The following is a 19,710-nucleotide window of genomic DNA, read 5'->3' on the forward strand; positions in this document are numbered from 1 at the left end:
GCACATGTGGCTATCCGAACTATGTTTGTGGAACTATTTTTCGAGAGGGGGATTCCAAATATGTCACAAGTCGAATTAACTAAACCGAAAAAAAGACGGAAAATTAAAGGTGACGGAGCATGGGGATATGCGTTTATCGCAGTTGCATTGGTTGTATTTGCGATGTTTACCGCTTATCCAGTTGTAAGCGCATTTATTATCAGTTTTCAGAAATATAAGCCACTAGGTTCCAGTTTTGTAGGATTCGATAATTATATCGCTACCTTTAAAGACCCCTTATTTGGAAAATCCGTTGTAAATACGATAGTGTATACCGTTTTAACCGTACCCGTTGCATTGATTCTTTCATTTGGAGTATCCATCTTGGTATTACCACTGAAGAAAAAATTGCAGACGACCTTCAAAGCCATCTATTACTTGCCAGCAGTTGCTTCCGGTGTTGCATTGTCGGTGGTATGGCTCTGGATGTTCGATCCGATGTCCTCAGGTATATTCAATAAACTCATTTCTGTATTCGGTATTAGTAATCAGAACTGGCTTGGATCAAGCGCTACCGCAATGTTCTCATTGGTTCTTATGGCATGGCTATCAAGTCATGGTACCAGCATTATTATCTACTTAGCAGCACTACTGGGTATTGATGAAAGCTATTACGAGGCAGCAGAGCTTGATGGAGCAACATTTTGGAAAAAGATTTGGTACATTGTTATTCCTTGTTTGAAACCGACAACGTTATTCCTTTTAGTCACAGGTGTAATCGGTTCGTTTCAAGTATTCCAAAATGCTTACCTAATGACGGGTGGGGGACCAGACAATGCAACAACCATGGTCGGATTATTGATCTTCAATAACGCATTTAAATACTTTGAGTTTGGTAAAGCGGCTGCACAATCATTAATCTTAGCCGTTATTATTGCAGGTATTTCATTGGCTCAATTTAAATTCCTTGGCGATGACGTGGAATATTAGGGGAAGGGGGAGAAACAACAATGGCATTGTATAACGTACATGCAGGAAATAATAAGGCTAGATATGCCAGAAATACGGTTAATGTTACGATTCTTGTTTTGTTTGCGATTGCTACAATATTTCCAATTTACTTCATGGTCATTTCCTCCTTTGGAGATCCCGTCGAAGCAGGAGCTATGAGCTATTCATTAATTCCAACGAAAATATCTTTTGCATCATATAAGTTTTTCTTCGACTATAGTGAATATTCGTATCGCTGGCTTCTCAATTCCACGATTGTGGCCGCTTGCGTTACGATTTCAAATGTATTCTTTGCCAGTCTAGCGGGTTACGCATTCTCTAAGATTCGTTTTAAAGGTAGAAACGTTCTGTTCATGGTACTGCTCGTTGCCATGATGATTCCTTATCAGGTAACACAAGTTCCTCTGTATATCTTGATCGTTAACATCTTCCACATTCAGAATACGTACAGTGCCTTGATATTACCCGGTCTAGTTACGGTATATAACATCTTTCTTGCCAAGCAGTTTATGGGTAGTATCCCGAATGAAGTTATTGAATGTGCCAAGATTGAAGGCTGTAATCAGTTCCAGATTTACTACAAAATTATCATGCCTCTTTCCAAAACAGTCTTGGCTGTTATGGCTATTCTCACATTCATGGAAAGCTGGAATACGTTCTTCTGGCCATTCCTAGTCACCAATACGATGGATATGCAGACAATTCAAGTCGGACTCAAAAACTTTAAATTCGCAAATACGACGTATTTTGCGCCAATGATGGCAGGTGCTACCATTTCTGCAGTTCCGATGTTTATTCTCTTCTTTAGTTTGCAAAAGTACTTCTTAGAAGGAGTAACGGTTGGAGCGGTGAAAGGCTAAATGACTACTGCATCTAACCATTCGCATCGTCGTCGCTACGTTGTAGGTTTAATGTCCGGTACTTCTGTGGACGGTGTTGATGCTGCTGTGATAGAAGTTTGCGGCGTCCCAGGTGAGTCACCTCAGGTCAAACAAATTGCTTTTGAGAATAAGCCCTATCCAATTCAAGTCAGAGAAGACATATTTAAGTTGTTTGATCCGATCTATGCGACTGTAGATAAAGTTGGAACTATGAATGTATTACTTGGCGAGATATATGCAGAGGCTGCGCTATCCGTGATCAAGAAAGCGGGTTTGATTCCTAGTGATATTCTAGTAATCGGCTCTCATGGCCAGACCATCTACCATGCACCCGAATATGAACACTTCAATGGTTATGATGTGCATTATACTGTGCAGATCGGCGAAGGGTCGGTAATTTCAGCGAGAACGGGTATTCCGTGCGTGTCGGATTTTCGTGTTGCTGATATGGCTGTGGGTGGGCAGGGCGCGCCATTAGTTCCTTTTACAGAATATTTGCTGTACCGTGAAATGGATCGTACATTGCTAATGCAGAATATTGGCGGTATCGGCAATATTACAGTCATTCCGGCAGATTGCTCACCAGAGCAAGTATACGCTTTTGATACGGGGCCAGGTAACATGCTGATTGATGGTGTTGTAGCGCGTCTGTATCAAGGTGAATTAACGATGGATACTGGAGGAGCCATTGCGCAAAAAGGCAAAATCAACGCTGAACTTCTGCATCTATTACAACAAGAGGAATTCTACGGGTTACCCGTGCCGAAATCTACTGGCAGAGAGCGATTTGGTTCCTCTTATATAGATGGGTTGCTACGTTATACGGATGAGCATGGGTTGGCATCTGAGGATATTGTTGCTACGGTTACCATGCTTACGGCTTGGTCAATTGGAGATGCATATCGAAGATTTATTCTACCTAATCATCCAGCTGACGTCTTGTTTGTGGGTGGTGGTGGAAGTTATAATCCAGTGCTACTGGAATTCCTTCGTCAGGAAATGGAGCCTATGGGTGTGCAGGTGCTTACGCAGGAGCAGGTGGGTCTAAGTAGCGATGCTAAAGAAGCGATTGCATTCGCTTTACTTGCCGACTATACCATAGCGAGACTACCGAATACGCTACCTAATGTTACAGGGGCTGAGCGAGCTGTAGTGATGGGGAAAATAAGTTTCTAAATTATTCTAAGAGTCGAGCGCGAGTGGAGGTTTCACTTTAACATGATTGTATCTTGGAAGCATCAGTATACTTATGCGGTCATAGCACTATGGAACGAAGAAGCCGTGAAAGATGGATATAAGGAACTAACAGTGCAAAGCATGACAGATATTATTTTGTCTAATCCTTATTTTGATAAGGATAATACATTTGTATTGCTAGAATCGGATCAGGTCAAAGGATTCGCGTGTGGCTGTACGGGTGATGATTTACCTCTCGGAGATGTTGCAGGATATATCACTTGTATCGTGTTATCGGATGGATATCAAACCGATGAGAATTATCAAAAGTTGCTTGGCGCACTTGAGGATCACTTTAAGGCATTAGGCAAGAAGCAGTCGGATGTTCTTTTTTTCAACCCGATGCAGCTACCTTGGTATATTCCGAATACGGATAAGCATGAACATAACAATGCTCCTGGAGTACCCATTGAAAGCAAGCTATACAAGTTTCTGCTTCGTCAGGGATATGTTGAACGAGCAGTAGAATGTGCCATGTATTTGAGCCTAGATACATTTGAAGTTCCAGATGATATTAGAGCTAAACAAGATAAAGCAGCAGCCTCTGGCTATACCGTTGAATTGTTTGATTCAGATCAGCATGTCGGAGTAGAAGAAATGCTTACCGGATTTAACAATCCGTTATGGCAACGAGAAATCTCTCGATATACTTCCGAAGGAGTGCCTGTGGTGATCGCAGCGCAGCAAGGACGTGTTGTTGGCTTTGCGGGACCGGTCATTCGTCAAGACAATGGACGCGGGTATTTCTCAGGTATTGGAGTTCATTCTGATCACGAGGGGTATGGATTGGGAAGTATTTTATTCTTTAAGCTATGTGAAGCTTTTAAAAATATCGGAACTGAATATATGTCACTGTATACTGGCATCTCTAATCCTGCTATAGGTATATACAAGAAGGCTCGGTTCAATACGGTTAAGCAATTTTCCATCATGAGAAGGGAGTTATAACGAACGATGAGCGAACAAAAGTTAACGATTCTGGCCATTGGTGGCCATGTAGGGGATGCAGAACTTACCGCAGGTGGAGTACTCGCAAGCCATTCACTTAAGGGTGATCGAATTGTTACATTGGCACTAACTGCTGGGGAACGCGGTGTTCCTGCGGGTCAAGATATGGCTGAATATCGTGAGCAGAAAGTAAATGAGGCGAAGCAATTCGCTGAGATGCTGGGCGGCGAATCGATCGTATTCGATATTCCCGATGGAGAATTACAGAATAATGAAGAAATGCGGATGAGAGTGTGTGATGTAATTCGCGATGTACGTCCGAATATCATCATTACTCATTTTAAAAATAGCATGCACAAAGATCATATGACGACGCATTTGATCGTGAATGACGCACGCTTCTTTGCAGGTCTAGCTTCATTCAAACGTGAAAAACCAGCATTCTTCGCTTCTAAATTGTATTATGCTGAGAACTGGGAAGATGCTGTTGACTATAAACCATATGTATATGTGGATTTTAATCAAGAAGCGTATGACTTGTGGGTTGCAGCCGTTTCTAAGCACTGGTTTGTAACTAATAGTAAGTCATTCCCATTCTTAGAATATTACAAGCATTTAGTTCGAGTTCGTGGTATTGAAGCTAGAAAAGAATATGCAGAAACCTTTATGGTTCCGGAAGAAACCATGCGTGTTTTGAGACCGGAGCTATAACTATATTGGAAAACAAAGAGACACTGCGACGAATCCTCGCAGTGTTCTTTGTTTGAGTTTCAATTGCTGATAATGATTACTCATTATCAGTTTCAACATATGCTTTCAGGCCCGCATTGGTTAGAACATGAAGATGCTTATTTATAGCTGTTCGGCTGATGGAATAGCTTTCCGTAATAGCGGTAATAAAGCATTTTTCTTCTGCATTTACATACTTGTGAAAACAAAATGCTTCGCTCATCATTTTTCTATATGACGTTTGTCATACCTGTCACTAGACGTTTATGACTGTTGCGATAGGCGCGGAGTCCCTATAATTAAGGTTATAAACTACGAATGACGAGCAGAAGCGGTTTCCGACGCGTCATTTCGAGGAGGAAACATAATAATGAATCAGGCTAAACTATCCAATATGAAAAAAAATGTTGCCCCTTTTGAACAAATTGATACGAAATCAAGTATTAGACAACTCATCAACACGATCGTGCCGCTAGTGCTGCTCTGGTACGCCGCTTACTTAAGTTTATCTGTTTCGTATTGGCTTACAATTCCTATTGCTATAATCACTTCCGGATTTGTTGTTCGGACATTTATTATATTTCATGATTGTTGTCACCAGTCATTCTTCAAGAATCGTCTTGCGAATGAAATACTAGGTACGATTACAGGTGTTGTCGCTCTGTGTCCGTATCAACAATGGAAAAACACACATTCCATTCACCATGCAACAAGTAGTAACCTTGATAAAAGAGGAACCGGGGACATGTGGGTTCTGACGGTTGAAGAATATGCAGAAGCTTCTGTGTGGCTTCGTCTTGCCTATCGGATTTATCGTAATCCATTTGTACTTTTTGGAGCAGGTCCCATCTTTATTTTCTTGTTCTCGTATCGCTTTAATCGTAAAGGTGCGAAACGTAAGGAAAAGATAGGTACCTACATCACTAACATTTCATTAGTCGTTTTGTATTCATCACTTATTTGGGCGATTGGTTGGCAGGCATTTGTTCTAGTCCAAGCACCTATCTTTTTAGTATCGGGTATGATGGGCATCTGGCTCTTCTATGTACAGCATCAGTTTGAAGATTCTTATTTCGAGCATGATGAAGAGTGGAGTTATGTGAATGCTGCAGTTGAAGGAAGTTCATATTACAAGTTGCCAAAAGTTCTACAATGGATCACGGGTAATATTGGATTCCATCATGTTCACCATTTGAGTCCGAAGGTTCCTAACTATAACTTGGAAAAAGCACATAATGCAACGCCGCCTTTACAGAAGGCAACAACGATTACGATCAGTACGAGTCTGAAATCATTGAATTTCCGCTTATGGGATGAGAAGACCAAGACATTCGTTACATTTAGAGATATTAAACATCTGCTGAAAAAACCAAGTGTGGCCTCTGAAAAAATTAAAATGGCACGACCAACTACAGAGAGTAAATAGAATTAAGACTGTATGTAAAGGATTTAAGAATATATAATAGTTAATATTACAATTGAAAAGGGGGACCAGACTATGCAAAAGTGGTATCAAATTTTGCATAAGAATACAGGGCTTAGCCCGTATATTTGGGTCGTATTTTATATCCTCCCTTTTTATTTTATCTTTCGTTCTTCAGCTACGTACCAAGTGGTACTCGGCAGTGTGATGATTGCTGTGTTCTTTGTTTGTTACGTCCTTTCCTTTGTTTCTAAAGGATGGACGGTTTATTTTTGGACAAGTGTACAGATGTTAATATCGATTGCCATGACCTTAATATTCGGTTATGTATACTTCTCTGTTTTTCTTGCGTTTATTATTGGTAATATGAAAAATCGCCCCGCATTCGTTACGTTCTATGTCATTCATCTTGTGACAACCATTGTGGCGATTAATTATGAAATTGTATCACGAAATACGATAGTGATAACGCAGCTTCCTTTTGTGGTCGTGTGTTTAATAGGTATCGTTCTTCTGCCAGTTACGACTTACAATCGGAATAACAGGGAGAAACTTCAGGGACAGCTAGAGGATGCCAATAAGAGAATTTCAGAACTTGTTAAACTTGAAGAACGACAAAGAATTGCACGTGATTTACATGATACGCTCGGGCAGAAGCTCTCGTTAATTGGTTTAAAGAGTGACTTGGCAGGAAAACTGATAACGAAGAATCCAGCCCAGGCACAAATTGAAATCAATGATGTTCGTCAGACAGCGAGAACGGCATTAAAGGAAGTTCGGGAAATGGTTACTCAAATGCGTGGTACAAGACTTCCAGATGAGTTATTTCGGATTAAACAAATCCTGAAGGCTGCAGAAATTGAGTTCACTTTCGAAGGAGACGTGAATTTACATAATATTTCCTTGATGAACGAAAATGTACTCAGTATGTGTCTTAAAGAAGCTGTAACCAATATTGTTAAACATAGCTGTGCAACGGAATGTTCCATCGTTATTGATCACACGCGAAGTGATTTAGTTGTTAAACTAAGTGACGATGGTATAGGAATCCTAGTCGATCAATCTCTTTATTCTAGAGGAAATGGATTGCGTGGAATGAGAGAACGGCTTGAATTCGTCAACGGAAGTATGGAAATCACTTCGGATATGGGAACAAGGATCGTGATTAGAGTACCGTATGTTCTCAAACCAGTAGAAATGGAGGCGGGGATATGATTCGAATTGTGATTGCCGAGGACCAACGGATGCTCTTAGGCGCTCTTGCATCCCTACTCGACTTGGAAGAGGACATGGAGGTTGTCGGAAGGGCGAATAACGGTGAGGAAGCCGTAAAGCTTGTTCATTTACATAAGCCGGATATTTGTATTATGGATATTGAAATGCCGATTAAATCTGGACTCGATGCGGCTGAAGAGCTGAAAGGTTTTGGCTGTAGAGTGATGATCCTTACTACGTTTGCACGAAGCGGTTATTTTGAACGAGCACTTAAGGCTGGAGCTAACGGGTATTTGTTAAAAGATAGTCCAAGTGAGGAACTGGCAACTTCAATACGCAGTATTATGGCAGGTAAACGCATTTTTGCATCGGAACTCGTCGATGAAGCTTATGGCGAAGAGAACCCCCTGACAGAGCGTGAGAAAGAAGTACTTGGACTCATTGCTGACGGATTGAATACAAAAGAAATTGCAAAAAAAATGTATATTACAACCGGCACTGTTCGGAATTACTTGTCCGTGATTCTAGATAAACTTGGCGTCACGAACCGCATTGAAGCCATCAACCGATTCAAGGAAAAGGGATGGTTTAAGTGAATTATAGTTGTAGGGTACATTTAAAATAACACTAGGTGATCAATCACCCCGTGAAATAATGGTTTAGGATTTGTGCCGTTCTTATGGACGGCTTTTTGTGTACATGCTTGATGCAGGACAATAAGCTCCTTACTTTTCTCTTCACCTAATTGTGTACATTAGTCCTTAAAGATCGCCTTCTCTTATAACGTTTAATTTCCCTGATTTTTGAGCATATTATATTTTTTTAAAAATAAGGGGAAGAGGAAGTGTCAGATAGATGGGAATATTAAGCGGTAATTCTAAAGATGAACCAATGCATTATGGTGAAATTTATGCGGTATGGTTGTGCTCGATAGGAGCGAGAGCTGCGGTTTCCTGCTACCAAGCTTATATAAATCATGCCGGAGACAAGGATTTGAAGAAAGTACTGGATGACCTTATTGATCAAGCGAAGTTAGAGATTAAAGAGTGCGATGGATTACTCACTGAGAATGGAATTGCAACTGGGCCTATGATGCCGGAAAGACCTGAAGTGAAGCTTGAAGATATTCCTGTGGGAGCAAGGTTCACTGATCCTGAAATAGCTGCAGCTATTTCGGCAGAGGTCGCATTGGGGTTGGTTGCTTGTAGTCAGGCGATGGGTCAATCCATTAGAGAAGATATCGGAGCACTATTTGCTAAATACCATGCAACTAAAGCTGCGCTCGGAGTTCGTATACTTAAAATGAACAAAGAAAAGGGCTGGCTTATTCCACCTCCACTTCAAGTAAAGAGACCTGAATAGGATAAGATCAATCGTTTTTTCACTTTCAAGGTAGTTTTAAAAATATGTTCTGTGATAGAACTATATCTTTTGATCTGAGAGATCGATGCGTATCTTCTGTATGTTTCAAATAAAACCATTGCTAGTTTGAACCAAAGTATCGTCAGAATTTTTATCTGTATATATAAGCAAAGGAGTCATCTTAGTCGATGGCTCCTTTGCTTATATTGAACAGCATATTGTTTCGAAATAATTTTTCTCACAATCTAAACTTTAAATATTGAAATATATCTCGCAGCATGGTTTATGAAGAGCGATAATAACTTTCGCATAGAACGAGTTCCTATCTTACTCATAATGTTCGTTAGATGATTTTTAACCGTTTTTTCAGATATCGAACATTGTTCAGCAATTTCTTTATTGGATAGTCCCTGGCGAGTAATTAAAGCCAAAATCTCGACTTCTCGTTGAGTAAGATTATATCGAGTAGCAAAGCTTTTTTTCCAAGATTCCAAATGGTTCATTGCTCGTTCTTGTAATAATTGTTTATCTTTTTCGCTCATGGTGTCAGTCCTTAATAAGTGGTTTCTCTTATAAGCCTACAACTTCCACGTAATGGTAGTCAAAGGAATTTTATAACATATCCAATCAGCGAATAGTCTTCTACGTCAAAATTTTTATTTTTATCTATGTTATTCATAGCTATTATAATTGAAGTAATAGATGTAATGTTGTGTGATCAAAGTTAAGGTGAAACAGAAAGTATGATTTTATGACGTACATTTCAAATTATTTCTGCAATTCTTAGACAGCATTTTCACTATGAAATATGTAGTATGAATTTTGTCATATTCGCTTGTAAACACTCTGTAAATTTCCAGTAGTTTGGAACTATTTACAATTAAATTACAATTCTTATAATAGAGGAGTGATTGTAAATTAATGAAAAGGAGAATGTCTGTGACTAAATTGAATTATCCATTATCAAGAAAGATGATTCATCGTACCCTTTGCTTATCTCTTGGTGCCACTATGTTAGCTTCACCACTTACCGTTGCTGCAGCAGATTCAAATAGTAAAGTCGTTAGTGGGCAGATTATTTTGAAAAGTGAGGGAAGTCAAATTGTCACAAACATTGTAAGCGCTTACCCCGGGAGTGATCTTGCTTTGGGCGAGAATCGTTATCTTACAAAGACACAAATTGAAGAAAAATGGGATGGTATCGATCCAGAATACAAACCGGATCAAGCGGTGAATGCGGTTAAAGAAGTGCTACCACAAAAGGAATATGAAGCTTTATTCCCGAATAGATTAGGCTCTCCAGAGTGGTATAAAGTAGCCAAAGGCAAGGAATATTTTAAAGCGGATCAGTCGGATTATTTCTCCTATGACAATCTGATTGCAGCTGTAACTGAGGTATCTAATATTAAGTTAAAGATCAGTACTCGTAAAGGGGGAAAAGCTCAGGAAATACAAAGATTCGATAAGGATGCAAAGATTGAAACTCTAATATCTCGTTCTTCTGACTTTAATTCGGCAGAGAATATGAAGAAGGAAATTGATACGGTTATTGTGGATTGTGGAACTTTCTTGAAGGAAGGATTCAAGAAGGATCGTAAACGTGAACTGGCGGCCTTTCTCGCAAATCTTGCGCATGAAACCGGAGGCGGCTGGCCTGCTGCACCTGGTGGTGAATTGAAGTGGGGACTGTTCTGGAATGAGAATATTGCTGGTAGAACAGGTGTGAATAAGGATGCCTTTGTAGATCCAGCAAGTAGCGAACTCTACCCTGGTGTAAAGGATAAACGTTACTATGGCCGTGGACCTATTATGCTTAGCTGGAATTTCAATTATGGCTTATTCAGTTCTATTATCTATGGTGATAAAAGCGTACTGCTCAGCAAACCAGAAATCGTCTCAGCCGATGGAAAGGTTGGATTTATGACGGCAATTCTATTCTGGATGACGCCACAAGCACCAAAACCTTCTGCTCATGACGTCATCGTAAATAGATGGAAACCGTCGAAAGAGGATGTAGCAAAAGGTTTGAGTCAGCCAGGATTTGGGATTTCAATCATGGTGCTTAATGGACTAGAGGCGAACCAAGGTGAGACGGAAGGCAGCGGTGTCAAGCGCCGAGCCGGCCACTATCGTGATATTGCGAGTAGAATGGGCTTAGATATCTCAACTGAGAAAGTAGATACACTAGGTATGAAACCTTTCTAACCAATGAGAGATGAAAAAGAAGATGACTCCCAAGCTAATATCCGGGTCATCTTTTTTGTATTCGGATGCATAATGTATTTTTGAGCACCTCATATCATAAGTACCCTTTATCTCCTTCTGGGCATACAGTACAGTAGACGTTTACCCAATAAGGAGGACCATTATAATGACGGATTCAGTTTTGCAATCTCCGAACTTAAAACTTGCGGCGGATTCCAATCAAGTACTCAATTATAAGCGTGATCCACAAAATTACATTACTCAGTTATTTGGTGAGCAGCTTCCCGCAATCAAGAATGGTTTTTTTAACGCCCACTTGAGCAAAGGAATTATCGTTCAGCCACACTGGCATACCAATGTCACGGAAATGGTTTATGTGATTAGTGGCGAAGTCATTACGTCCGTGTTTAACCCATTTGAGCAAAGACTCATGACCTATCATTTGAAGCCTGGCCAAGTGTCCATTTTCCCTAAAGGCTGGTTCCACTGGATTGTCGCAGAAACGGATCATGCTCATATCCTAACGATCTTCGATCATCCTACACCTGATATCGTGTATGGATCAGATTTCCTAGCGTCCATACCTAAGGAAGTTATGCAACGTGCTTACTGCATTAACGAGCAGGAATATGCAAGGGCAGTAGCCCCTATCCGGGAATCTGTCATTCTGGGGCCTCCGGTGGAATGTGCTCCAAATCAATTGAATACCCGCTATCCCAATCATATGGGTTATTACTCCCAACACCATCATCAGTATTAAGGATGAAAATCATAAAGAGTTAGTGCGGATCATTAGAGAAGTTCATTTTTTGGACAATGCTGCCTAGTTCTAGTGCATTTTGTTCAGTTACTGAGTAAGCATTATCTATATTGCGCTTTGAAGTGATTTTCCACTTGACTTGATAAGTCGGATTATATGAACCCCAAACCCTTCTATTATACTGAAGATTTTGGGGGTTTTTAATATGCTGAGACTAATATCTGATATTAGGATTGCTAACTGATTTGTGATTGAAATGTTTCTTGAATTACAATTCGTAGATAACAAAAATATTATTAAGGAATATAGTATAAGCTCTATTTCATATCATGTAGGTATATAGAACATGAAGGAGGATACGGAGAGATAATTCGGCAAGACTTCAATATCGTAAGGACCGTGTAGCTTAGCATTAGAGTGTATCAAGGAGAAATGATGAATGACAAGGGATATACAGCAACAAGCTCGTGACAATGCGGAACGATTGCGAGTGCAGACGTTCAAGTCTCTTACTTCAAATGTACAGCAGTGCTCGAAAGAGAATATTGAAGCACTCCCTTCTTCACCATTAATGATGAGCTCAGATTCTGTTGAGGATACAGCCACGGTTCTGGAAGATGAGGATCATGAATATGTCCAGCTGTGTATTCAAGTACAATCTGATATATTGTGTTTGTTAGATGAATTAATACATATGAATTTGGCTAGTGACCGAGAGGATGCTGCCGGAATCATGTTGCAACTTGCAGGTAATGAACATAGAGAATTCCTCCTCACTCATGCCAAGCATAGAAAAAAACTACAGGAGATGACGGAATTGTTTATCAAATATGTGGAGACTTAGGATTGTGGGTAAGTATAACCGCTCGTTCAATATAAAACGGATTGTAAAGGAGAGATGACTATGAGTATGCCTAACGTTCCTGATATTAAGCCGGAAATTGAGCTTAAGAGACAAGATGTAGTGAATCTCTTACTATCTTCCATCGCCATGGAAGAAATGGGTTTGTCGCATATCATTAATGCGGAAGGCGAAAAGTTACAAAGAATTGTCCAATCTGAAGATAGTAATGTAAAAGACATACTTGATATTAATGAGAGCGTTGAACGTATGTTGCGTAACATTATTAAAAATCAGATGCTTCTGCAATTTAAGCTAGAGGATATCATTAAACTTGAGAAAATGTCTTCTAATACTGAGTTCCATAATGAGTACCATGCAGAGTACCATGAAGAGTAGGGTGTGGTTGTTATATGAATCTCGAATTGGCAAGTCCCGAATGGTCCACAATTGTCATCTGGATTGCTCGAGAGGATCTCTCGATTTCTAGATTGCTGCTACTTCGAATTCAAATAAATAACAAAATGATGGGGCAGGAGGTATCCTGTTCTTTGAAATCACTGCTAAGGATGATGAATTACAGCAAAATTTCGCGGTGGTTAGTATTTGAAAGACTTACGATGATTTCAGATTGCTATGTAGTGAAGAGCGATGAAATCGATACTATAATTCAAGAATCTATGAAATCCTTCCATCAGGCCATGACAGAATTTCTTTGTTTAGTAGATAAGTATGCGAGAGCGAGTATGGTTAGTTCAGTGAGTACAGATGCGATGAGTAGTAATAGAAAATTAAAGATCCTATTTACTGAATTGCTGAGTACAACATGGGATCTTCTGGAAACCTATGATGCTATTCGATTTCGCTTCGATTCCGTATGCCCATTTTCTGAGATAACAAAGCTGATTCAGCAGAATAAGCCTGAATGGCTCGAAGCTTTAATTTCTAGCGTCAACCGCTGTCATCAAGTGCTCATCAGACATTCAGCTTCCTCATCGGAAGCTTTTTCTTACATACATAAGATTAAAAGTTATATTAAAAATACTACGCAAGAATCCTATCCATCTCAAACGTTTTTAGATACAGAAAAACGTATTGGGAATAATGATAAAACATTAAAGAATAGCCGAACGAAGCCATTTATATTAATAAAATAGTGCCATACAGCAGGATAAAAGTTGCCAATTGTTAGATAACCTATTAAGATAGGTTAAGGAATTTCGACACATGCTACCATGCTACCTTATCGATTTATGTAAATGTTTATATCTTCCGCTATTTCACTTTTGTGAAATGCGCTACCTTCCATGCATGACGCAATTTGTAAGACCTCCTATAACAACTCCTTCATTAAGACTTTAAGGATATCCTTGTTATATGTCATTCGATGTATTTGGAAAACGTTTTTGGTTTGTTAACCATTATTTTTAGGTCATTGCTTTGCACACCCTTCAACTTTTCCTTACTTTTTTGAGTAAGGTGTTTTTGAGTGTGATTTTATGATGAGGTGAGACAGATGAGTAAGAAGTTCGTTGGTATGATGGTATTTGTTGTTTTATTTTCCACTTTTACGCTAGTAGGCTGTAATTCATCCAAACCAGGTCCGTCTGATAAAGAGAATAGTGCGGTTATTCAAGAGAAAAAGGATGAGTTGGTGTTAGCTTTTGATTCTGAACCAGAAGCAGGTTTCGATCCAACAACAGGCTGGGGGCGTTATGGCTCACCACTATTTCAAAGTACTCTTTTAAAAAGAGATGACAAGCTTAACATTGTATATGATCTTGCAACAAGTTATGAAGTAAATAAAGATGGCACAGTTTGGACAGTAAAGCTTCGCGAGGATGTGAAGTTCTCGGATGGACAACCATTAACAGCTTCGGATGTTGTCTTTACATATGAAACAGCAACTAGCAATGGGTCGGTTGTAGATCTTAATAGTATGAGTAAAGTAGAGGCTGTGGATGATTACACTGTTCGATTTACGTTGAAAGAGCCCCAATCTACGTTTGTTAATACAATCATCGGAACTGGCATTGTACCTAAGCATGCCTATGGCAAGGATTACGCTGAGAAACCGGTAGGATCGGGACCGTATCAGCTTGTGCAATGGGATAAAGGTCAGCAGCTCATTATTAAAGCGAATCCTGAATACTATGATAAACAATCATTTTTCAAAAAGATAACTTTTCTATTCTTAAACGAGGATGCATCGTTTGCTGCGGCACAATCAGGGACCGTTGACCTTGCCTATATACCAGCGGCATTTAGTAAACAAAAAGTACCTGGTATGAGGTTAGAATCTATTCAAACTGTAGATAACAGAGGAATTGCATTTCCATATGTAAAATCAGGAAGTGTTACAAAGGATGGATTACCTATAGGTAATGATGTAACAGCCGATCCAGCCATTCGTCATGCCATTAATATGGCCGTAGATCGGCAAGCACTTGTCGATGGTATTTTAGAAGGACAAGGAACGAAGGCGTATACTTCTGTGGATGGTCTGCCTTGGTGGAATCCAGATACCGTCATTCAAGATGGTGATTTAGACGGAGCAAAGAAGCTATTAGAAGAAGCCGGTTGGAAGGATAACAACGGGGATGGGATCGTTGAGAAAGGAAACCTGAAGGCCGAGTTCACTCTGTATTACTTAGCGAATGATGCGATAAGACAATCTCTTGCCATTTCTGTTGCTGATATGATGAACCCGCTTGGAATAAATATCAAAATAGAAGGTGGTAGCTGGGATATCCTTTCTCAGAAAATGCATTCAAATCCCGTTCTTTTAGGTTGGGGGAGCCATGATCCTCATGAAATATACAATATATATAGTACCAAAACGGCAGGGATAGAGTACAATAACACAGGTTTTTATTCGAATAAGACGGTGGATGAATATTTTAAATTAGCCCTTCATGCGAAGACTGAAGCAGAAGCTAATGAATTTTGGAAAAAAGCACAATGGGATGGTGTAACGGGTCTCAGCGCAAAAGGTGATGCTGCATGGGCTTGGTTGGTCAATATTAACCATTTGTATTTCGTGAAAGATGGACTTGATATCGGAGATCAAAGAATCCATGTTCATGGGCATGGTTGGCCTGCTACAGATAATATTGTTGAATGGAAATGGACGGAATAATGTGCGTAAGTCTATAAATAGTAAGCTCGCATGGTATATTTTGGGCAAAGGATTGCGGATGGCTTCATTATTAGTTGCGATTTGTTTCATATCCTTTATGTTAGTGAAAAATTCTCCGATTGATCCCATTCAAGCTTACATCGGTGCAGATATGTTGAAGGTAGGTCCTGAGCAGCGGGCTAAAATTGCAGAATATTGGGGAGTAGACCAGCCGGTGATGGTGCAGTTCTTGAATTGGGGTTCTGCCGTATTGAATGGTGATTTAGGAACTTCCATGATTTATCGCCGTCCGGTCATTGATGTTATTCGTGAACGATTCTTGAATTCCCTTGTTCTCATGGTGTCTGCTTGGTTACTATCTGGCGTGATTGGCTTTGTGATGGGTGTTGTAGCAGCCATGAAAAAAGGGGCATGGATCGATCGCATCATCAAATGGTACTGCTTCACCTTAGCTTCCGTGCCAACCTTCTGGATGGGGCTCCTTATCCTTATTGTATTTGCTGTGTGGCTACGGTGGTTCCCTGTTGGAATGGGGGTTCCAGCTGGAGTTCTTGCGAAAGATGTAACACTCTTGGATAGAATTCAACATATTATTCTACCGACACTGACACTTAGTATTGTTGCGTTGCCAATGTGGCTCTCCATACACGTCAGAAGATGATTGATGTTCTTTCAAGTGACTTTGTTGTATTCGCTAGAGCTAGAGGCGAACAAGGATTTGTATTATTTTGGAGACATGGATTACGTAATATTGCATTGCCAGCGATCACTTTGCAGTTTGCAGCGTTTAGTGAATTGTTTGGTGGAGCGATATTGGCGGAGCAGGTCTTCTCGTATCCGGGTCTAGGACAGGCTACAGTTAACGCAGGATTAAGAGGTGATGTTCCTCTTTTACTCGGCATCGTAATCTTTACTACGATGTTTGTATTTGTAGGGAATGTACTTGCTGATATTAGCTATCGTGTTTTAGATCCGCGAACGAGGGAGGGGAGGAAAGTATGATACCCATCCCCCAAAAATTGCCTCTAAACACAAAGCAATGGGCACTAATGAAAGTGCTGCTCTCCGTTAGTGTTATTATACTTGTGATATTAGGTGGTTCCTTTCTAGATGAGGGTAAAATTGTAACGAATCTTACGAATCGAAACTCTCCACCATCCATAGACAACCTCTTTGGTACGGACTGGTTAGGAAGAGATATGTTCACACGCACGTTCATGGGATTAACTTTAAGTATAGGTGTTGGATTAATTGGAGCGATTGGAAGTGCGTCCATTGCTCTGATCCTAGGAATAGCTGCTGCAACAATGGGGAGAACGGCGGATCGTCTTATTTCATGGTTTATCGATTTGTTCCTGAGCGTCCCTCACCTCGTAACCCTGATTCTAATCGCTTTTACATTAGGGGGAGGTTTTAAAGGGATCGTCATAGGATTAGCGCTAACTCATTGGCCTACGCTGCTAGACTCATCCGGGCAGAAGTGATGCAAATAAGGTCTGCTGACTTTGTGCAGGTTTCTCAGAAAATGGGGAAATCTCGCTGGTGGATTGCTGTACATCATATTCTTCCACATATTTTGCCGCAATTTTTAATTGGATTTATGCTACTGTTTCCCCATGTTATTTTGCATGAGGCGGCAGTTACGTTTATAGGATTAGGTCTATCCCCACATGAGCCCGCAATCGGGATCATTCTATCTGAATCGATGAAATACTTATCGTCAGGTATGTGGTGGCTCGCCTTCTTTCCAGGACTTTGTTTGCTAATGATCGTGAGAATGTTTGATCAGATTGGAGAAAATCTCCGATTGCTAATGGACTAATGGGTATCGCGATTAAGAAGTTGCACTTTCTTTAATTGAAAGAGGAGTTACGAATGTCTATTCTTGAGGTCAAAAATTTATCCGTATCGTTTAAACAATATACAGCTGGGCTTAAACAGATTCAGCATAACGTGATATCTAGTTTAAATGTAAACCTAGAAGCAGGTGAAATTCTTGCTGTTGTTGGTGCAAGTGGCTCTGGAAAGAGTATACTTGCTCATGCGATTCTAGGAATACTCCCAAGCAATGCAAGTGTAAGTGGTGTAATTACATTTGAAGGTGAGGAGCTTACACAAGCTCGTCAACAAGCTGTAAGGGGGAAGCAAATTGCACTCGTCCCTCAATCTGTAAACTTTCTAGATCCACTGATGCGTGTTGGTAGTCAAGTACGCACCTCTGTGAGGAAAGGAAAAGCTGTGGAGGCACAACGAGCTGTTTTTAAACGCCTACACCTGAGACAAGAGGTTGAACACATGTATCCATTTCAACTTTCTGGAGGTATGGCGAGAAGGACACTATTATCGACGGCTATGGTAAGTGGAGCGAAGGTCATGATTGCTGATGAGCCGACGCCAGGACTTGATCCCGTTGTGATGAAGGAAGCGTTAGATCATTTTAGAGAGTTCGCAAATCAAGGCTGTGCTGTCATGTTGATCACGCATGATATTGATTCAGCGCTGCAAATTGCAGACAAAATTGCTGTATTTTATGCAGGAACGATCGTAGAAATTGCAAGAGCCGAGGACTTTATAGGGCAGGGTGAAGCTATAAGACATCCCTATAGTAAAGCTTTGTGGCGAGCATTACCTCAGAATAATTTTATTCCAATCATGGGATCGCAGCCACATCCGGGCGCATTGCCACTGGGCTGTCTGTTTGCTCCACGTTGTGAAATGGCTACACCTGAATGTCAGGAGGACCAACCTGAAATGCGAAATCTCAGGGATGGAATGGTGAGGTGTATTCATGCAACTTGAAGCAAAGAATATCGGATTTCGATATGAAGATGGACCGTGGTTATTTCGTGGCATTAATGTATTGGTAGAACCAGGAGAAATTGTGGGTATTTCTGGCCCAAGTGGACGCGGGAAAACTACCTTTTGCCGAATTCTAGCGGGTTACGAGACCCCTATTGAGGGAACAGTGACTTATAATGGTGCCCCGTTCCCCAAGAAAGGTACCATCCTATCCAAATGGTTCTTCAACATCCGGAAAAAGCGATTAATGCACGGTGGAAGATGCATAGAATACTTCATGAAGGATATCAACCTGATGAAGAGTTGCTAGCATTATTAGGAATTGAACAAGAATGGTTAACACGCTGGCCTCATGAGCTATCTGGTGGGGAATTGCAGCGATTTTGTGTAGCCCGGGCATTGGGACCTAATACTCGATTTCTGATTGCAGATGAAATGACAACCATGCTTGACGCCATCACCCAAGCTCAAATCTGGCATGCGGTCACTGAAATTGCCAAGAAGAGAAAGATGGGAATCATCGTGGTCACCCATGAAAAGAAGCTGATGCAAAGGCTTTGTCATCGTATCATTGACTTTAATGAATAAAACAAAGAAGGCCATCCGAGATGATATCCTCGAACGGCTTTCTTTAATTCTGTGTCTGAGCGTTTAGAGATGGCTATGTTACTAAATGCTACGCTTGATCATCTTTATTATTCAGTTCATGCTGCGCTAATTTTTCATGGATCTGAGATTCCATGACTTGTACAAGATCGTCTTCAAGCTTTTGCTGAGGTTGAGGATGAAACCACTGGATATCTCCTTTGTGTAGAAAACCTCTGTATTCCTCACCCTGTACATGTAATGTGAATTGCTGACGCTCATGTACAGTATCTTCAAACATTGGCTTTATTTTAATATCCTCAATTTCTTTCGAGATTCCATAATGTCTCATTAATGAGTGAATGGTAGATTCAATTTTATCAACTTTGCTCACACCAATCATTTGTTTAGGGTGAGGGTTGAGCCAAAGAATCTCATCATTATGAAAATGTCCCTTGAACTCCTCACCTTCAACTTTAAAAGTGAACGCAAGTCGTTCATGTACGCGATTCTCAAACAGGGTTTCAACCTCGAAATCCTCAAGTAAAGGTTCAACATTCTTATCTTCAGTCATATTGCATCTCCTCTCATGAAAGT

Annotated in this window: 20 protein-coding genes and 2 pseudogenes; 20 read left to right on the top strand and 2 right to left on the bottom strand. The window is 40.4% G+C overall.

The window, feature by feature from the left end:
• The first annotated feature begins 60 nt into the window (after positions 1-60).
• From JCM16418_RS18285 to JCM16418_RS18325, 9 genes are all read left to right on the top strand, one after another.
• Positions 61-969, top strand: a complete 909-nt coding sequence (locus tag JCM16418_RS18285; RefSeq protein ID WP_036651883.1) for a carbohydrate ABC transporter permease — start codon at positions 61-63, stop codon at positions 967-969.
• A gap of 20 nt (positions 970-989) precedes the next feature.
• The gene (locus JCM16418_RS18290) at positions 990-1,850 is read left to right on the top strand and encodes a carbohydrate ABC transporter permease (protein WP_036651886.1); all 861 of its coding nucleotides are present in this window, start codon (positions 990-992) and stop codon (positions 1,848-1,850) included.
• Positions 1,851-3,047, top strand: a complete 1,197-nt coding sequence (locus JCM16418_RS18295) for an anhydro-N-acetylmuramic acid kinase (RefSeq protein ID WP_036651888.1) — start codon at positions 1,851-1,853, stop codon at positions 3,045-3,047.
• Positions 3,048-3,089: 42 nt separating this feature from the next.
• Complete coding sequence (locus JCM16418_RS18300; RefSeq protein WP_036651891.1) at positions 3,090-4,055, top strand: GNAT family N-acetyltransferase; 966 nt, start codon at positions 3,090-3,092, stop codon at positions 4,053-4,055.
• Between the two features lie 6 nt (positions 4,056-4,061).
• Positions 4,062-4,766 carry a PIG-L deacetylase family protein gene (locus JCM16418_RS18305; RefSeq protein WP_036651892.1) on the top strand — a complete coding sequence of 235 codons (705 nt, stop codon included), beginning with the start codon at positions 4,062-4,064 and terminating at the stop codon, positions 4,764-4,766.
• A gap of 388 nt (positions 4,767-5,154) precedes the next feature.
• Entirely contained in the window at positions 5,155-6,210 is a 1,056-nt protein-coding gene (gene desA, locus JCM16418_RS18310; protein ID WP_036651895.1) for a Delta(5) desaturase DesA, read from the top strand.
• Between the two features lie 72 nt (positions 6,211-6,282).
• A complete protein-coding gene (locus tag JCM16418_RS18315; RefSeq protein ID WP_036651897.1) occupies positions 6,283-7,422 on the top strand; it encodes a sensor histidine kinase in 1,140 nt (379 codons plus the stop codon).
• Positions 7,419-8,018: a response regulator transcription factor gene (locus JCM16418_RS18320; RefSeq protein WP_036651898.1), complete on the top strand. Its 600-nt coding sequence runs from the start codon at positions 7,419-7,421 to the stop codon at positions 8,016-8,018. The genes JCM16418_RS18315 and JCM16418_RS18320 overlap by 4 nt, the downstream gene beginning before the upstream one ends.
• A 259-nt stretch (positions 8,019-8,277) precedes the next feature.
• Positions 8,278-8,784, top strand: coding sequence for a DUF3231 family protein (locus tag JCM16418_RS18325; protein ID WP_036651901.1), 507 nt, complete (start codon positions 8,278-8,280; stop codon positions 8,782-8,784).
• A 245-nt stretch (positions 8,785-9,029) separates the two neighbouring features.
• Here JCM16418_RS18325 and JCM16418_RS18330 read toward each other — a convergent pair whose 3' ends face one another.
• Positions 9,030-9,326 (bottom strand): response regulator transcription factor, encoded by a 297-nt coding sequence (locus tag JCM16418_RS18330; protein ID WP_052020517.1) that lies wholly within the window; start codon positions 9,324-9,326, stop codon positions 9,030-9,032.
• Between the two features lie 397 nt (positions 9,327-9,723).
• Here JCM16418_RS18330 and JCM16418_RS18335 point away from each other — a divergent pair, with 397 nt between their 5' ends.
• The 11 genes and pseudogenes from JCM16418_RS18335 to JCM16418_RS26745 all read left to right on the top strand — a co-directional run bounded on the left by JCM16418_RS18335 (position 9,724) and on the right by JCM16418_RS26745 (position 19,116).
• On the top strand, positions 9,724-10,989 hold the full coding sequence (locus tag JCM16418_RS18335) for a chitinase (protein WP_036651903.1): 1,266 nt from the start codon (positions 9,724-9,726) through the stop codon (positions 10,987-10,989).
• A gap of 166 nt (positions 10,990-11,155) precedes the next feature.
• A complete protein-coding gene (locus JCM16418_RS18340) occupies positions 11,156-11,749 on the top strand; it encodes a cupin domain-containing protein (RefSeq protein ID WP_052020519.1) in 594 nt (197 codons plus the stop codon).
• Positions 11,750-12,188: 439 nt separating this feature from the next.
• Positions 12,189-12,593 carry a hypothetical protein gene (locus tag JCM16418_RS18345; protein WP_036651905.1) on the top strand — a complete coding sequence of 135 codons (405 nt, stop codon included), beginning with the start codon at positions 12,189-12,191 and terminating at the stop codon, positions 12,591-12,593.
• Positions 12,594-12,653: 60 nt separating this feature from the next.
• On the top strand, positions 12,654-12,989 hold the full coding sequence (locus JCM16418_RS18350; protein WP_036651907.1) for an alpha-helical endospore appendage domain-containing protein: 336 nt from the start codon (positions 12,654-12,656) through the stop codon (positions 12,987-12,989).
• A gap of 14 nt (positions 12,990-13,003) precedes the next feature.
• Entirely contained in the window at positions 13,004-13,747 is a 744-nt protein-coding gene (locus JCM16418_RS18355) for a hypothetical protein (RefSeq protein WP_036651909.1), read from the top strand.
• Positions 13,748-14,106: 359 nt separating this feature from the next.
• Positions 14,107-15,729 (top strand): ABC transporter substrate-binding protein, encoded by a 1,623-nt coding sequence (locus JCM16418_RS18360; protein WP_036651911.1) that lies wholly within the window; start codon positions 14,107-14,109, stop codon positions 15,727-15,729.
• 58 nt (positions 15,730-15,787) lie between these two features.
• Positions 15,788-16,731, top strand: a pseudogene (locus JCM16418_RS18365) (ABC transporter permease).
• A 47-nt stretch (positions 16,732-16,778) separates the two neighbouring features.
• A pseudogene (locus tag JCM16418_RS18370) lies at positions 16,779-17,551 on the top strand (ABC transporter permease).
• Positions 17,552-17,604: 53 nt separating this feature from the next.
• The gene (locus JCM16418_RS18375) at positions 17,605-18,528 is read left to right on the top strand and encodes an ABC transporter ATP-binding protein (protein ID WP_036651913.1); all 924 of its coding nucleotides are present in this window, start codon (positions 17,605-17,607) and stop codon (positions 18,526-18,528) included.
• Positions 18,518-18,838, top strand: coding sequence for an ATP-binding cassette domain-containing protein (locus JCM16418_RS26740; protein ID WP_306304805.1), 321 nt, complete (start codon positions 18,518-18,520; stop codon positions 18,836-18,838). Before JCM16418_RS18375 ends, JCM16418_RS26740 begins: the two co-directional genes overlap by 11 nt.
• Positions 18,790-19,116 (top strand): ATP-binding cassette domain-containing protein, encoded by a 327-nt coding sequence (locus JCM16418_RS26745; RefSeq protein WP_306304806.1) that lies wholly within the window; start codon positions 18,790-18,792, stop codon positions 19,114-19,116. Before JCM16418_RS26740 ends, JCM16418_RS26745 begins: the two co-directional genes overlap by 49 nt.
• Before the next feature lie 88 nt (positions 19,117-19,204).
• Here the strand turns inward: JCM16418_RS26745 and JCM16418_RS18385 are convergent, their stop codons facing one another.
• On the bottom strand, positions 19,205-19,687 hold the full coding sequence (locus JCM16418_RS18385; RefSeq protein WP_036651914.1) for a hypothetical protein: 483 nt from the start codon (positions 19,685-19,687) through the stop codon (positions 19,205-19,207).
• Positions 19,688-19,710: the final 23 nt, after the last annotated feature.

It is taken from the genome of Paenibacillus pini JCM 16418, assembly GCF_000576305.1.
Lineage (GTDB): Bacteria > Bacillota > Bacilli > Paenibacillales > Paenibacillaceae > Paenibacillus_AQ > Paenibacillus_AQ pini.